Consider the following 16,270-nt stretch of genomic DNA (forward strand, 5'->3'; position numbering starts at 1 on the left):
GAAATCCCCCGGACGCTTTTTTAGATTCGGTAATGATCTGCTTTCCAATTTTGAATGCTTTCTTTAATTTTTTTCGGAGGCAGATTGTTCTCTGCCGCTCTTTGTGCAAGGCCGGGAAGCTCTTCATCAGAGGCGAAGCGAAGGGCAACAATTTGCCCTGTAGTAAGAACCGGATTTAACAGCTTCCCTGTAAGTGCAAAATGCCGGAGATTTTCTTCTGCGCGGATGGCCCGATCCTGTGCTTTTAGCGGATAAATTCGCACTAAAATATAAAATAAAATCAGACAGACCGCGGCAAGCACCATGAAAATGGCTGGAAGCAAATTTACCCCTTCCATGAGTGAACCTGTTGCATAGACAATCGAAATGACAAGCAGGGCTAAAATCAGAACGGATAAAACATAATGGTAAAGCGGGTGCATCCTCGTATGATTGCTGTAATTTTGATTTTCCATCGGTGTCCTCCAAAGGTTATCTATTCAAGATAATATATTACCGTATCTGTACAAAATGTCTATTCATAAGTGAAAAGGAGGCGCCTGCCTCCTTTGCTGCACCTTCTGTTTAAACTCGTCCTGCCCAGTCAGGTTTACGGAGGGCAAGGCTATTACAAAAGGAATTTAGCCTGTCCATCTTGAACCTATAAGGAAAGGAAAGGAGCGAATAGCAATGTCCAGTCAAAAAATCACCCCCTTCTTCATGTTTTCCGGCCAGGCAGAAGAGGCCATGAATTTTTACGTGACCGTTTTTGAAGACTCTGAAATCCTGCGTGTCCTTCACCATCCGGATGGAAAGGTTTTGCATGCCATTTTTAAACTTAAGGGACAAACCATCATGTGCATCGATAATACGAATGGAGATGATCACGCCTTTACACCGGCTCTTTCCTTATTCATTACATGCGATACAGAGGAGGAAATCGAATCGGTCTACCATAAGATTTCAGAAAACGGGCAGGTCATGATGCCGCTTGCGCCCGGGCCGTTCAGCCGGAAATTCGCATGGGTGCAGGATCAATACGGCATCTCCTGGCAGCTGAACTTTAATGAATAAAGAGAAGGCGCTGCAGGACCTTATATCCGGAAGAAAAGAGGGATTGCCCATCGCTGTCATGATGTGCGGGGTGGCGGGCAGCGGTAAAACCACTTTTGCCCAGCAGCTTGAAATAAACGGCTTCATCCGTCTTTCCATTGATGAAGAAATATGGGCAAGCAAAGGCCGTTATGGCATCGACTTTCGGCCTGAAGAATACGAGCAATTGAAAGAAGAGGCAGAAGAGAAGCTGAGGAAGCAAATGGTGAAATTGCTCGCCAATCAGCAGTCTGTTGTAATTGATTTTAGCTTTTGGCAGAGGGCGAGAAGAGAGCAATATAAAAAACTGATCAAGGAAGCCGGAGGAGAATGGAAACTTGTCTACTTAAAAGTGGAGCCAAAAGAGTTGAGAAGCCGCCTCGGAATCCGAAACAAACGCTTTGACGCAAATGCCCAGTTCCCAATCACAGATGAGATTTTACGTTCATTTTTAGATGGATTTGAAGTGCCGGCGGGCGAGGGAGAATGGGTCATTGAGCCTTAGACAAAAAGGTAAACAGCTCTAAAAATCGCCGCTCATCTCATGTGAGGCGGATTCATAAAAATACTTATGTGTCCGGTGAAATTTCATAATTTGTATAATGGATGTCCTGCGAGTAAACTATAGAATGCAAGGACAAATTCAAACATTCACATGAGGAGGAACCATCATGGCGAAACATATATTAATGGTCGTAACAACGGCTGATAAAATGAACAACGGTCACGAAACAGGACTTTGGCTTTCTGAGTTCGGAGAGGCTTACGTTGAGTTCAAAAAACTTGGATACGACGTAACCGTAGCCAGTCCGCTTGGAGGACAAGCTCCCGTTGACGACCGCAGTCTGGAAGGCGGAGAAACTCCACAGGAAATTCTGGATACAGCAAAGCATCTTGAAAACACATTGAAGCTAGAAGACGTTGAGGATCTCTCCATCTATGATGCAGTCTTCATGCCGGGCGGACATGGTACGATGTTCGACCTTCCGGACAACATCAAGCTTCATGAAATCGTCCGCGATATGTACGAAGCGGATAAAATTGTAGCAGCTGTCTGCCACGGTCCTGCCGGTCTTGTCGGCGTGAAGCTTTCTGACGGAACTCCGCTTGTATCCGGCAAAACCGTAACAGCATTCACAGATGCAGAAGAAAGAGAAACAACGCTTGATCAATACATGCCTTTCTTGCTTGAAACACGCCTTCGCGAGCTTGGTGCGAACGTTGTAACAAAAGAGAACTGGACAGACCATCTTCAAGCCGATGGAAACCTGATCACAGGCCAAAATCCGCAGTCCACCATCAGTGTGGCAAAAGAAGTTATTAAACAATTGAGCTAACTTGAAGTACAGACCTCTCGCGCGCAGCGGGGGGTTTTTTTATGGTCCTGGAATCTAATTCGTCACTCACGGAAATTGCCAACCTTGCGGCCATAATCCACTCTTTACCTTCATATATACCGTACCGCAGCATATCCGAAAGAATTGCGCAGATTTAAAAATAATTACTTGAACAAGAGAATTGCACAAAATCCAGAGAGAATTGCACAAGATCCAAAATAATTGCACAATACCCAGAATAATTCCCGCGAGCCCATCCACTAAAGGCCCCTATTTTAGGGCGGTCCCCTTGGAACCGTTATCTAAATTCCTTAATAAAAAAGACTTAGCAGGCTGTTGGAATAGGCCGGGATAAATCCCGTAACCAACCTGTCCAACTACATTCCCGTGTGATATCGAAAGTAAACGATCCCCTATTCAGTATAACCTCAGATTTTCCGTAAGTTCTGCTGCAGATGTCATGATCTTCAGCGGGGCTGATGCTAAAACACATAGTACCCCATGTATTTTCGAATAACGAATAAGAATATTCAATAAAAAGGAGAATGTTATAAACTTTTTCCATTTTTATATTGACAGCAAACGGAAATTCTCTTAATGTATTAAGTGTACTAATTGTAATAATACACTTAATTCAAATAAGACTACAGGGAGTGTTGGTTTTGACTTTTAGCAAGCTTGCGCTGAATAACGTCCTCCGTAACGGGAGAACATATGCCGCCTATTTCCTGAGCAGCGCGTTTTCGGTATTTGTCTTCTTTATTTATGCGGTTCTGGCCTTTCATCCTGAACTGACTGCGGCCAGGCTGAAAGATGCTTCAACCGGGATGCATTTCGCTGAATCAATCATCTATGTGTTTACCTTTTTCTTCATTTTGTATTCGATGAGTACGTTTTTGAAAACAAGGAAAAAGGAATTCGGGCTGCTGATCATGCACGGGATGACGAAGCTCCAGCTTCGAAAGCTCGTCTTTTTGGAAAACATGGTCATCGGAATTCTTTCCACGCTATTCGGAATAGGAACCGGATTGCTTGCTTCGAAGGGGCTTCTGATCCTTGGATCGTACGTCATCGGACTTACTCCGGAACTTCCATTTTATGTGCCTCAAAGTGCAATTGTACTGACTCTTTCAGCCTTTACCCTTTTATTCTTCATCATCTCGCTGTTTACCGCGGCTGTACTGAGAGGGAATAAACTGATCGATTTGCTTATGGATACGGAAAAGCCGAGACCTGAACCAAAGGCATCCAGGTTTCGTTCAATTCTTGCCGGAATTTTGCTACTTGGGGGATATGCAGCGGCCATTGCTGCGAAGGGAGTAATGGTCGTAACCGCGATGATTCCTGTAACCATAGTAGTTGTCATTGGAACCTATTTTCTTTTTACACAAGCAAGCGTATGGATCATTTCAAAACTGAAGAAGAATGAGCGGATCTATTTAAACCGGACCAATATCGTCACCTTTTCAGATCTATCCTATCGAATGAAGGACAATGCGCGGATGTTTTTTATCGTCTCGATTGTGTCGACCGTTGCTTTTGCAGCAATTGGAACTCTCGCAGGCTTCCGCGCGCTGATGACAAACAGCGTGAAGCAGCAGGAGCCTTATGCGTTTGTGTATCAGTCGGCCCCGTCAGATCAGCAAAAAGATGAGCGGATCCGTCAAATCGAGAAGGAACTGAAAGGGACAGATTATGAAAAACTGAGTGTTCCCTATAAGCAGCCGGAAGGCGGGAATCAGGCCTACACGTTTATGAGCCAGTCCGACTACAATCGCACTGCCGCTATGTGGAAAGAACCGGAGCTGTCTCTTAAAAAAGGGGAAGCGGCTATTATGCAGGAGGACCTTTTGTATCCCCGCGGTTTGGTAAAGGGGGATGAGCCACAATCGATCACTGTAAATGGGCTTCCCGGGAAAATAAAAAAACCGAAAGTATTGGAAGAACTGCTTTTCTCAATGAGTCTGTTTAAAGGAGATCTCGTTATCCTTCCCGATCAGCAGTTTGCTGCAATCAAAGCAGAGGAGAAATCCTACACGGCTTACCGGACGGAAAACGCCTCTTCCACACTTGCTGCAGGGAAGAAGCTTGAGCAGTCCTTCAGTCAGAAAGCGGATCCATCCTTTCTTTTTACATCATCAGCTGTAAAGATCGATCAGGTGAAACAGTCGATTAATATTTTCTTATTCGTCGGCCTGTTTATCGGCTTTGTCTTTTTCGCAGCCGCCGGAAGCTTCCTTTATTTCCGCCTCTATGCCGATTTTGAAGGAGATGTGAAAAAGTATCAGGCGATTTCAAAAATCGGTTTGACGGATAAGGAAATGAAGAAGATTGTCACCGTTCAAATGTCGCTGCTGTTTTTTGTTCCGGTAGGGGTAGCTGCTGCACACGGGTTTGTCGCGCTAATTGCGCTCGGCAATATGTTCGGTACAAGAATTTGGACAGAAATTGCGATGGTGCTTGGGAGCTTTATGCTGATTCAGGTCATCTATTTCCTCATCATTCGCATTGGTTATGTAAAAAAAGTGAAGCGAGCCATTTAAAGGAGGAGCTGCAATGCTTGAAGTGAAAAATGTTTCGAAGGTGTATGAAGGGAAGGTTTCCTATCGGGCGCTTTCCAAAATTGATCTGACTGTTCAGCCGGGAGAGTTTGTCGGGGTGATGGGTCCATCGGGAAGCGGGAAAACAACCCTTTTGAACATGGTTTCAACCATTGATTCCCCCACAACCGGCGAGATTTTAATTGATGGCAAGAACCCAAACCGGTTATCGTCCAAGGAGCTTGCGCTTTTCCGGAGACGGGAGCTGGGGTTTATCTTTCAGCACTTTAATCTCCTGCCCACGCTCACTGTGAAGGAAAACATCGTCCTTAGTCTCACCCTTGATGGGTTACGGGTGAAAGAGATGAATGAAAAAGCAGAGAGGATTGCACAAAAACTTGGCATTGCTTCGATTTTAAACAAACGAACCTACGAAATTTCCGGCGGACAGGCACAAAGAACGGCGATTGCAAGGGCCATCATTTATCAGCCGAAACTGATTCTCGCAGATGAGCCGACAGGAAATCTCGATTCAAAATCTGCCAGAGATGTCCTGCAGATTATGGAAACCCTCAACAAAGAAACCGGAGCGACAATGATGATGGTGACGCATGATGCCGCTGCTGCAAGCTTTTGTGACCGTGTGCTTTTCATTAAAGACGGAAAGCTTCATAACGAATTGAAAAAAGGAGACAGCAAGGAACAGTTTTATAAGAAAATCTTGAAGGTTCTTTCGCAGATGGAAGAAGAGGCAGGGGAAACGGCTGTGAGTTTTTAATAAACAAGGCCGTATAGAGAGAAGGGATAGGATTGATGACCAAAAAGAAATTCAGGTTTTGGATTTTGATGAGAAACGTGCTGCTGGTTTTTGCGGCAGCCGTTTGTATCTTACTGGTGATCCATCAAGCAATAACGGTATATGAAAAAACGAAGTTCTCTGAAAAAGGCACATTCGTAAAAGTGAATGGAAGGAATATGCATGTCTATACGAAGGGGAATGGGCACCATACGATTGTTTTATGGAGTGGACTGGGAACTGCTGCTCCTGCATTGGACTTTGAACCGCTGGTCGATGAGCTGGCGAAAAATAACAGGGTAGCAGTTGTAGAGCCCTTTGGCTATGGCTGGAGTGATTTAACAAAGGAACCCCGTACTGTGGAAAATATCGTGGAGGAAATGAGAGCAGCTTTAACAAAAGCATATATATCCGGTCCATACATAATCATGCCGCACTCGGTTTCTGGCATTTACAGTATGTATTACAGCAATAAATATCCAGAAGAAGTGGAAGCAGTTATCGGAATTGATGCCTTGATGCCACAGGCGCTTGAGCATTTTGGAGAATCCGCTCCTTCTTTGCCCGAATATGTGAAATATGCTGCTCCAACTGGTGTGGCAAGATTAGCAGTTCATGCTATGCCGAATCAATTCCTTCCATTAGCAGAGTCTGGCGCGTATTCTAACAAAAATTTAACAATGACTAAAGCTATTTCATCCTGGAAAAGCTACAACCGGAATGTTGTCGATGAAACAAAGGAAATAAGAAATAACATTTATAAAACCGATCATTTGAAATTTCCTCCTGAGATTCCTGTTTTATTGTTTGTCAGGGAAGGAGATAAAGTAAAAACGGAAGCTAAAACAGCTTTTTATCAGACGCAATTAAGCAAAAATCCCTCCAGTAAAATTGTCCCTTTAAAAGGACACCATTACCTGCATTGGACACGTTATAAAGAAATGAGCAGTTATGTAAATGAGTTTATAAAAGATTAATAGAAAAACTTGATACTAACAATGGTTATTTTCCATGATAGAAAAGAATTTCGACTTTGGAAGGCAGGAGAACTCACGAAAATACCCATTCATCATAAATCCCTGAAAATTCATTATAATGGCAGGCATTTTCATCATAAACCACTGGAATTTCATCATAAATCAGTAAAATTCATCATAAGTGACTGAAAATTCATCATAAATCTAATTCAGCCTTACATTATGAGTAAGTTTACACAAAAAAGACAGCTCTCCGGCTGTCTTTTTAGCTTTCCTTCAGTGTTTCCTTCAAAGCTTTATTCTGATAATCCGCTACATTGACAGGGCGGTTGTTGGATCCTTTTATGCCCTTGATGTTTTTTCCTGCGAAGATTGTCGTATGGCTCGTACGTCCTGCCACTCCAATCAACAGGTGTTAAAAATCAACATCAAGGCTTTAACAGAGCCTAAAGATGAAAAAAAGAACTGTGATGGTTTCTGTATGGAGACCTGTTTAATTAAAATAAAAACAGTGCGGGAGCTCACCACCGCGCTGTTTCTATCTAGACTCTTTAGTCATTCGATTTAAACGAATAATAAAATAGATAGCTACGATCAGGAAGGAAATTGAAAAAATAATTTTAACTGCTAATAAAACTTTAAACATCCAAGATAAAATGACTATTACAACCGAGTAGATTATGAGCAAAGTTAACCCTATTTTTCGAATGGTTACATGAATTCGAGGTTTTTTTTCTAGATATGTATAAGTTAAGAAAATAGTAAAGTAAACTCCAATATTTATAAAAAAGGGAAAATTCTCTTTCATTACTAAGTTTTTTTGCTGAAGATAAATATATAAAAACAAACAAACCAGAAGCGAAATATACCGAAATAGTAGAGAATTCATTGAGTTTTCTTCTCCTCTTCTATTGTATGATTATTTACTAAATATACAATAAATACCTATTGCGGTACATTCATTAAATTTTGAAGTGAAAAAAGTTTATGGTTTGTTAAATGGCGTTCGGCTGTCCTTCAGCTTTCCTCTAAAGTTTCCTTCAAAGCTTTATTCTGATAATCCGCTACATTGACAGGGCGGTTGTTGGAAACCTTTATGCCCTTGATGTTTTTTCCTGCGAAGATTCCGTAGCGCCCGTTTTCAAGAGTGTTATTGGATATGATGATATGGGCGGCCTCGCGCTTTTTGTCGGATGTAATCGATACCACAGAGGAGTCAGCATAATTGCCTTTGCTCCCGTTTTGAATGTAGTTGGCATCAATTTTCACATGGCTTGCGTTGGCTACATCAATGATTCTTCCGTAATCGCCGGCACCAGTGATGGAGTTTTGCTGGATGACGGTATAGTCTGCATAGACTGATATGGCGGCCCACATATCATATTTCTTTGGATCATAATACGTCGTGTAGTAGTTGTTTTTACGGAAGCTGTTGTAAATAATATTTTTTTTGATGACCGCCCCGGGGGACTGAATTTTAATGGCTCTTTTATGAATGTTGGTAAAGGTGTTGCGGAGTATGCGGACGTTCACCTTTTCTTTAAAGCCCTGTACCACGATTCCGTCACCGTCATCCTTTGGCCCGATGCTTGAAAAGGAGGTATTGGAGATTGTGATATTTTTTGCTGCAGACTGCTTCTTTGCCCCGGGGCTGATCAGGACTCCGCGTGATACATGGTGATCCCAGCCTTTGATTGGATTTCTGGCCATTACGTTAAAAATTCTGCTCTTATCAAGTGTCGTATGGCTCGTACCGCCTTCCACCCGAAAGGCACTCACCGTCTGCCTTGAGAAGTTCGGATTCTTCGGCTGATTGAAATTTTTTAGGACGCTTTGTGAAATATGAGAATAAGAGGATCCGGCTTCCACGGTGATGCCCCTCAGTGCCTTTGCTTTTCCGTCAATGGTCAGGTCGTGAATGTGGACATGGTCTCCCTTGATTTTCAAAATAGACTGCAGTCCGGTGCCGGCAAAAACTCCGGCATGATCCCCGTATACTTCGGTATAGCCGCTTACAGTCAGCCCCCCGGTAACTTTATAATTCCCTTTTGGAAAATAGACCTTTTTGTTAGCCCCGTCCTTCAGTGCTTTTTGCAGCGCTTTTGTATCATCCTTCACACCATCTCCAGCAGCGCCATACGTTTTCACATTGATTGGATCTGTATGTTTTTCCTCATCCTTATGCATCACCACGATGAGCAGCAAAAGGATAGAGACTGCTAAGATTACGAACCATGCTTTTTTTTTCACCAGCTAATCCCCCCTGTAAAAATAGCCTGCCATTTCCACTTTACCTCATTCGCGGGTAAAGCGAATCGAAACATAGTCATAGGAGGAGCAGGTTATCTATTCGTTCTACAAAATAGTTCAAAAAGATTAGAACATTTTTATCATATAGTTGAATAATGTGGTTTATCATACTAAATAATCGGGTAAAAAGTTCTATAAAAACCGAACAGGGAGTTGTTGGCATGTCATTACAGAAATTATCTCTATTTAAAGAATGTTTTGGAGCAGTAGAAGGAGAGACGGAGCATCTGGAAAACGCATCTCTATTAAGACTGAATGCATCCTCTTTAAAATATGAAACGAGTGTTCCGCAGCTTGAGTACATGTGCTTAATGATGGAAAATATGGTGTTGACGAAAAAGCTTAAAGGAAATGTGTACGCAGGATTCCAAAAATTTTCCCGAGCTCAAAATGTCCTCGACCGGTTTCAGGCGATGACTGAGTTTTCCCAGGTTCATATTTTCGGAGAAAACGATGCGGTAATGGACCCGGCAGATGGAATTGAATATATTGCGCTGCCTCCAAAGAGCGAGCTGATGAGAGAATGGTTCCTGATCATTGATACGCCAATGTTTAAATCGATGATGGTCGCCTATGATATGGAAGGCTTCGGGATTCATGAAGTGGAAGAAAGCCGTAAATTCAAGGGGATTAAAAGCTCCAGTCCGTCCGTCGTAAAACGTGCTGTCACTCTGCTTGCGCCGCATCTGAAGACACCGGCTGCCGTATAAATGACAGAAAAGACAGCTTATGCAGCTGTCTTTTCTATCAATGAGAGGAGAAAAAACATGTCCAAAACTCAAAGAATGGCCTCCATTGCGATTCTCGCTTCATGCAGCATGCTGCTGTATTATTTTAAAATTCCTCTTCCTTTTTTCCCGCCGTTTTTAACGCTTGACCTGAGCGATCTTCCCGCTTTGATTGGCGCGATTACAATGGGGCCGGCAGCAGGTATACTCGTTCAGCTTATAAAGAACATGGTGGAATACGTGCTGCACGGAAGCTATGTTGGGTTTCCGGTCGGACAGTTCGCTAATTTTGTATCCGGCTCCCTAATTGCCGGCCTGATCGGGCTGTTTTATTACAAGCGTAAAAAGGTGAATGGGAAAAGTATTCTGCTATCCATTCTGATTTTTTTGTCGGCCATGTACGTCCTTAACTACTATGTCATCCTGCCTGCCATTATGAATTTGCTTGGGCTGACTGTTGAACAGTACACGGCATCATTTGCCCAGTTCAATCCTATGGTAAAAGATTTGAGAACAGCGGTGCTGTTTGTTATTATTCCTTTTAATCTAATAAAAATCTCAATGGTTTATTTAATCGGTCTTCCGTTTACGTTCAAGATTATGCGGATTATGCGAAAAAGGAGCTTTGCGATATGAGCAGATCCAGATGGACCGTGATTGCAGGAGTGTCTCTGTTTGCTATTTTGCTAACGGTATATCAATATTTTTTGCCCTCTTTTGCTGCAGCATTAGCGGGTACGGTTATCCCTTCATGTTTAGCGGTAATCCTTCTCCTTAGGAAAAAGGAAGATACCGGGGAAGAGATAGAGGAACCCGCCGCGGCTCCTGCGATTACAGCTTCCCTTGAAGAATTGCGTCATCTGGAAGCGCATGGAGGCCATCTTCAAATGATGAACTCGCAGGTAAGTGCTTCCTCCGAACAGGTTGGGACACAGCTGATGGAAATGGTGCAGGATATCGATACCCAAAAAGAGATCATTCATATATTTGGAGACCGCTTAGGGAAGATTAACGGGATGATTCAAAATCTGGATTCCATTATAGAAGTCACTTCCCATACCGCATCGGATGTTACCGGGTTATCCAAAAGCGGCATGCAGAAGGCGGCGGCTTTCAGTCAGGTGTTCGCGAGGATTGTGGCGATTACCGATGAATTCGGAGCTTATAATCAGTCTTTGATCGGTAAAATGAAGGAAGTAACGAAAGCGTTAAGTTCGATTGATTATATTGCCAACCAAACAAACCTGCTTGCCTTAAATGCAGCCATAGAAGCTGCAAGGGCGGGCAAGCATGGAGCGGGATTTGGAATTGTGGCGGATGAGATCCGCAAACTTTCGGCACAAGTTAAAGAAAGTGCAATCGCCATTGAACGGATTGTTGAGGATGTACATAAAAGCATTCTTTCTCAGGAAACAGCCTTTGAACTGAATCAGGAAATTCTGAATGAAGGAAGAGAAAAAGGACAGGAAATGGACGGGATTTTCAAAGAAGTGATGACCGCTGTCGATCATCTTGCGGAGCAGTCCAATGAGGTAAAGAGAGATTCAGCAGAAGTCGAGACAGAGAATCAGCAGCTCATTGACCGCATGAATGAAATACTGGACCTGACGGAAACGTTAAGTGCGAAGACGGAAGGGTCCGCCGAAATCACAATGGAGCAGCAATCCCATCTCATGGAACTGGAGATGACGGCCGCGACGATTGAAGAACACATTCACGCTATTCAGCAGAAGCTAAAAGAACAAACAGGTGTTCATGAAAATGTTGCCTGGATCCGCCCCGCGGCCATTAGGGAAAGAGAAGAGCTAAAAGAAGCAAAATAAAAAGACCTCCTCTAACTGAGAAGGCCAAAAAACTTTATTTTTCACAAGCGATCAAATCTTTGTCCCGGTCGCTTTTTTTATTTGCATCATAGAGTGCTTTAGAAACAAAAGGCGTGTATTTTGTTTTTCCGCCTTTATTCTTTACAGAAGCTGCGCGGGAGACTCCGCCTTTATATACTTTGTTCATCTCTGTGCAGTTTGAGTAGGTTTTGACTTTAACCGCAGCATCAGCAGAATGGACTCCCTCTGTTGAGAGACCGATGGATAAACCTAAAGAAACAGATAGCATGAATGCTTTTTTCAACTTGTTCTTCCCCTTATCGTAAAATCAATAGAAACCTAATCATAGCGGGGAATAAAGGCTTTTACAATCATTTTTTTCCAAAAATCTATTTTTCTGTAATTTTTTCAGCAAAGCTATGTTAAAGCCTGGTATTGATTTTTAACAGCTGTTGATTGCAGCGGTAATCAACAGCCAAGTTTAACAGAGCTTTCAATGAAAGAAAAGCCAGGGATTTCCCTGGCTCAGCCGATTGCCTGAAGGCCCGCCTGATTCAGGAAGTTCCAAGGCTTGTTGTAATGCGGCTGGAAGAAGAAATCGACAAAGCCCAGTTCATCGATCGTCATCTCATTTTGAATGCAGACGGAGAGGGTGTTGACGGCTTGGGTAACATCCGTCTCTGACATGACTTGAGCGCCGACGATCCGGCTGGTTTCTTCTTCATACACGACTTTCAGCATGATTTCACTGTAATCAGGCATAAATTCAGGTTTATCATTCTCTTTGATTGTGATAGATTTCACATTCATTCCTAAATGGGAAGCAGATGCTTCGGTAACTCCGGTAGAGGCGATGTTTAAATCATAGATTTTAATTCCGGATGTACCTTGGGTGCCCATGTAGCGTACCGTAGGTTTCATGATGTTTTTCGCGACGAGCGTTCCCATCCGGACCGCATTGGTTGCAAGCGGAATATAAGCCGGCTGTTTGGTTGGGTTGTAGCGGATGGCACAGCTGTCTCCTGCAGCAAAGATGTTTTCATCACTTGTTCTCATATATTCATCCACAATAATCGCTCCGTTAGGAAGCATATTTACTTCGCCTTTTAATAACCCGGTATTCGGTTTAAAACCAATGCAGAGAATAACAAGGTCTGCTTCGTATTCCCCTTTTGAAGTGATCACTTTTTCCACATGGCCGTCTTTTCCTTCGAATCGCTGAACGGTTTGGCTGAGGGCCAGTGTAATCCCTTTTGAAGCCAGTTTTTCTTCGATTTTATCGGTGTATTCCGGATCCAGGTATTTATTCAGAATACGGTCTTCTCCATCAATCAGGGTGACATTTTTTCCATAGTGCTCGAATGCTTCTACTAATTCAATCCCGATATAACCGGCACCGACGACTGTAATGTTTTTGGCCTCTTTTGATTTTTCGATAATCGTTTTTGCATGGGTGTAGTTTTTGCAGAGCTGGATGTTATTCAATTCAATTCCTTCAAGCTTTGGAACGACCGGCCACGACCCTGTTGTCACAACAAGTTTATCGTAAGTGTCTTTAACGGATTCGCCGGATTCCATGTTGGTGACGGTGATTTCTTTTTCATGACGATTTATATTGGTTACTTCGTGTTTTAATTTCATGTGTATGCCCTGGGCAGCCAGCTCCTCAGGTGAAGAGTAGAAGAGGCTTTCGGCTCTTTCTACGACACCGCCGACATATAAAGCAATTCCACAGGAGAGAAAGGACACATTATCATTTTTCTCATAAACGGTAATTTCCGCTTCCGGATATTGCTTTTTCATATTTGAAACAGCTGCAGTTCCAGCGTGAGTACATCCAATGACAACAACTTTCATAATAAAAGACCTCCTGTTTATTGTGAAGTTTTTCACAAGTATATGTGAAGAGTTTCACATAACTTACCTTCAGTATACTCGGTTTCGGATAAAACGCAACTAATTGTGAAGTATTTCACAAAATAGTCATATTGTTGATGGTGACTAATTAAAATGGACAATCATTGTGCAAAGGATGAAACAGGTGAATGAAAAAGAAGAGGCCTGTTCATTCGGCCTCCGCTGCTTATTTCAATTTAATTTGTACAGGTTTGCTTCCCTGGGTATGAATCGTTTTTGGTCTGCTGTTTTGGGCAGTCGCCCGCTTTACGGAAGTCGTTACATTATGGATGATATCCCCTACGTCATGAGCGGATTCAATCAGTGGGTCCACAGCTTTCATTTTTCCTTTTACATCCTCGGAAATTTGATTCGCTGTGTGAATGAGTTCCCCGGCTTCTTCTGTAATTCCATTCACAGCCGTTCTTGCATCGGAAAGCGTCTTTTTGGTTTCAGCAAGTGTGGTCATGACTTTTCTCAGAGTCAAAATTAAATAAACGACGAGAATGGTAAAAGCGACGGCTGCAATGGCTGCACTCCATTCAAGCATCGGACCAGCTCCTTTCTTTTACTCTCAGTCTATGAGGGGAGAGGCCGGGCCATTCCTTTTCCGGCATACTGAGGTATGATAGAGAAGTAAAAAAATAGAAGGGAAGGAGCGGACAACGTGCTTGCATCCTTACGTGCCATACATCAGCTGAAATCAGGAAATACGCTGCTGCTTCGGGAGCATAAATGGCTGAAATTTCTTTCACTGACCAAAGAGAAAAATGTAAACCTTGAACAAGTGGAATCGCTTGAACGCATGGCAGAAAATCCGGTGCTGGAATACGTTGAAAAAACACTCCATGTACTGGATGGACTGAATCTTTCGCCAGATCAAAAAGAAACAGCGGAACAAGTTCTGATTTGGAGCGAAACGGCTAAGTGCGGCCTTCCTCACCAAAGAAGGGAGTGGATCAGCCAGGGCTTCCAGCTCGCGATTCATAATATAGGCTCCGCTCAAATTTATGCTTCCGAAATGGAAAAACTGCCGGAATCAATGCGGGATCGGCAGCGGGAGGAGCTTATTTATGTGCTGATCCTCACCCATGGCTTAGCAGGCCAATTTATGAGAGGAGAGGTTCGCTATCATTCCATGCAGCCTCTTATAAGCATTTCCGATCGTGAAATGTACCCTCTTCTGTTTGCGCTCAATCAATGCGTTGTTACAGGGGTTTCCCCTGAAATCTGGCAGTCGGTGCATAAGGAAATGGAGGAATTGATCCGCTGGATATGTGAGGGAGAAGGCTCCAGGGAGCTTTCGCTGTACGAGAGATTGAGAAGACTCAGAACCCGCGCCGCATCCTTGGGAGAGGATTTTGAAACGGAATATGATCAATGGATCAGCGCTTTTCCGGAAGCGGAAGCCCGGTTCCATGTTTTTTTCAAGGCAACGGACCTATGGTATGTGGAAGCGGCCCTTACCGATTTTAGCTTTGAAGAGTTTATTAAAATCTTTCTGCTTACGGAGAAGGCAGTATCCGGTTCTTCCCTCAGGCATCTTTCCTTTGAACCGATGATGAAAGAGCTTTTCTACGACTATAAAGGCAGAAAAACCGTTAATATCTATAAAAAGAGAATCATCGAATCCTATCTGGCTGAGCACACGATTGATGAGCTCCTGGACGGAAAGAGCCCGGTAAATGAGCATGTGCGGCTAAGGGCTGTTCCGCTGAATGAACAGATGGAGATGATGGGCGCCGGATTTGCTTTTTCAGCAGCAGGGGAAAAACTGATCGAGTTTTGCCAGGAGGCAGAAAAATCGCCCCTTTATGACCGGGCCATTGTTCTGCTGTATGATTTGTTCCATTTCAGAAAAGACGCGTATGACCGGCTGAATAATGAGCAAACGTATTTGAGTGATATGAACAGCTCACAGGACTTCAAGAAAAAGATTTCCGATTATGCCGCTGGCGCAACGATGGTCGATATAGGCCCGGGCGGCGGAGTCATGCTTGATCTGCTGAGCCGTTACCATCCCGAATCCGCTGTGATTGGAATCGACATTGCGGTGAATGTAGTAGAAGAATTAAAGAGGAAAAAGCAGCGGGAACAGGCTTCTTGGGAAGTCATGCAGGGGGATGCTTTACAGCTTGAGCAATACATAGGGGAAGAAGGAGCAGACACGATTGTGTTCTCATCCATCCTTCATGAAATGTTCTCCTATATTCCTTTTGAAGGTAAAAAGTTTAATCATCAGGTTATTGCACAAACGCTGAGAAGCTCACTTAAAGCTCTGAGGAGAAAAGGAAGAATCATTATCCGGGACGGCATCATGACCGAACCGGCGGACCAGAAACGGATCATTCGTTTCAAAGATCCGAATGGTCTTTCCTTTTTCAAAAGATATGTGAACGATTTTAAAGGAAGGGCCATCGACTACTCAATCACTGGAGAAGATGCTGTCCTTTTGAAAGTAAACGATGCGATGGAATTCCTCTATACCTATACATGGGGAGAAGAAGCCTACCCGCATGAAGTGCAGGAGCAATTCGGCTATTTTACACCTTCGCAATTTAAGGATTTCATTCAGGCGGCGCTTGGCGAAGAAGCAAACATTCTGCTTTTTGAACATTATTTACAGGAAGGATATGACGGACATTTATCTCCGAAAATCGAACTATTCGATGAAAACCGAAACCCGGTGGCGCTTCCGGACAGTACGTGTTTTATTGTGATTGAGAAGAACTAGAAGCCGAATGAGCAAAACAGGAAATAAGCATATAGATAGCAAAAAAAAGTGACTGGAG

Annotated in this window: 15 protein-coding genes; 10 read left to right on the forward strand and 5 right to left on the reverse strand. The window is 43.3% G+C overall.

Translation table 11 applies throughout. The features are described 5' to 3' along the window. Positions 1–20: 20 nt before the first annotated feature. Positions 21–455 (reverse strand): DUF6526 family protein, encoded by a 435-nt coding sequence (locus CEF21_RS02715; protein WP_123913274.1) that lies wholly within the window; start codon positions 453–455, stop codon positions 21–23. Positions 456–669: 214 nt separating this feature from the next. On the opposite strand from CEF21_RS02715, the gene CEF21_RS02720 reads away from it, so the two are divergent. The 6 genes from CEF21_RS02720 to CEF21_RS02745 all read left to right on the forward strand — a co-directional run bounded on the left by CEF21_RS02720 (position 670) and on the right by CEF21_RS02745 (position 6,721). Then, positions 670–1,053, forward strand: coding sequence for a VOC family protein (locus CEF21_RS02720; protein ID WP_123913275.1), 384 nt, complete (start codon positions 670–672; stop codon positions 1,051–1,053). After that, on the forward strand, positions 1,046–1,576 hold the full coding sequence (locus tag CEF21_RS02725) for a P-loop nucleotide/nucleoside kinase family protein (protein ID WP_123913276.1): 531 nt from the start codon (positions 1,046–1,048) through the stop codon (positions 1,574–1,576). The genes CEF21_RS02720 and CEF21_RS02725 overlap by 8 nt, the downstream gene beginning before the upstream one ends. Before the next feature lie 166 nt (positions 1,577–1,742). Continuing rightward, a complete protein-coding gene (locus CEF21_RS02730; RefSeq protein WP_123913277.1) occupies positions 1,743–2,408 on the forward strand; it encodes a type 1 glutamine amidotransferase domain-containing protein in 666 nt (221 codons plus the stop codon). A 662-nt stretch (positions 2,409–3,070) separates the two neighbouring features. Next, the gene (locus CEF21_RS02735) at positions 3,071–4,951 is read left to right on the forward strand and encodes an FtsX-like permease family protein (protein WP_123913278.1); all 1,881 of its coding nucleotides are present in this window, start codon (positions 3,071–3,073) and stop codon (positions 4,949–4,951) included. Positions 4,952–4,964: 13 nt separating this feature from the next. Next, a complete protein-coding gene (locus CEF21_RS02740) occupies positions 4,965–5,726 on the forward strand; it encodes an ABC transporter ATP-binding protein (protein WP_123913279.1) in 762 nt (253 codons plus the stop codon). Between the two features lie 35 nt (positions 5,727–5,761). Next, positions 5,762–6,721, forward strand: a complete 960-nt coding sequence (locus tag CEF21_RS02745) for an alpha/beta fold hydrolase (RefSeq protein ID WP_241156824.1) — start codon at positions 5,762–5,764, stop codon at positions 6,719–6,721. A 1,017-nt stretch (positions 6,722–7,738) separates the two neighbouring features. On the opposite strand, the gene CEF21_RS02750 is transcribed toward CEF21_RS02745, so the two are convergent. Further along, positions 7,739–8,971: a glycosyl hydrolase family 28-related protein gene (locus tag CEF21_RS02750; protein ID WP_123913280.1), complete on the reverse strand. Its 1,233-nt coding sequence runs from the start codon at positions 8,969–8,971 to the stop codon at positions 7,739–7,741. 221 nt (positions 8,972–9,192) lie between these two features. On the opposite strand from CEF21_RS02750, the gene CEF21_RS02755 reads away from it, so the two are divergent. From CEF21_RS02755 to CEF21_RS02765, 3 genes are read left to right on the forward strand one after another with little or no spacing between them, the layout of a single operon-like run. Next, on the forward strand, positions 9,193–9,741 hold the full coding sequence (locus tag CEF21_RS02755) for a DICT sensory domain-containing protein (RefSeq protein WP_123913281.1): 549 nt from the start codon (positions 9,193–9,195) through the stop codon (positions 9,739–9,741). Positions 9,742–9,798: 57 nt separating this feature from the next. Beyond that, positions 9,799–10,395 (forward strand): ECF transporter S component, encoded by a 597-nt coding sequence (locus tag CEF21_RS02760; RefSeq protein ID WP_123913282.1) that lies wholly within the window; start codon positions 9,799–9,801, stop codon positions 10,393–10,395. Then, positions 10,392–11,582, forward strand: a complete 1,191-nt coding sequence (locus CEF21_RS02765; protein ID WP_123913283.1) for a methyl-accepting chemotaxis protein — start codon at positions 10,392–10,394, stop codon at positions 11,580–11,582. Before CEF21_RS02760 ends, CEF21_RS02765 begins: the two co-directional genes overlap by 4 nt. Before the next feature lie 34 nt (positions 11,583–11,616). Here the strand turns inward: CEF21_RS02765 and CEF21_RS02770 are convergent, their stop codons facing one another. The 3 genes from CEF21_RS02770 to CEF21_RS02780 form a co-directional block, all read right to left on the reverse strand. Beyond that, complete coding sequence (locus CEF21_RS02770; protein ID WP_241156751.1) at positions 11,617–11,886, reverse strand: excalibur calcium-binding domain-containing protein; 270 nt, start codon at positions 11,884–11,886, stop codon at positions 11,617–11,619. 221 nt (positions 11,887–12,107) lie between these two features. Next, complete coding sequence (locus CEF21_RS02775) at positions 12,108–13,439, reverse strand: FAD-dependent oxidoreductase (RefSeq protein ID WP_123913284.1); 1,332 nt, start codon at positions 13,437–13,439, stop codon at positions 12,108–12,110. Between the two features lie 226 nt (positions 13,440–13,665). Beyond that, positions 13,666–14,028, reverse strand: a complete 363-nt coding sequence (locus CEF21_RS02780; RefSeq protein WP_123913285.1) for a DUF948 domain-containing protein — start codon at positions 14,026–14,028, stop codon at positions 13,666–13,668. A gap of 117 nt (positions 14,029–14,145) precedes the next feature. Here CEF21_RS02780 and CEF21_RS02785 point away from each other — a divergent pair, with 117 nt between their 5' ends. Further along, a complete protein-coding gene (locus tag CEF21_RS02785) occupies positions 14,146–16,212 on the forward strand; it encodes a class I SAM-dependent methyltransferase (protein WP_123913286.1) in 2,067 nt (688 codons plus the stop codon). Positions 16,213–16,270 lie beyond the last annotated feature (58 nt).

The organism is Bacillus sp. FJAT-42376, from assembly GCF_003816055.1.
Taxonomy (GTDB): domain Bacteria; phylum Bacillota; class Bacilli; order Bacillales; family Bacillaceae; genus Metabacillus_B.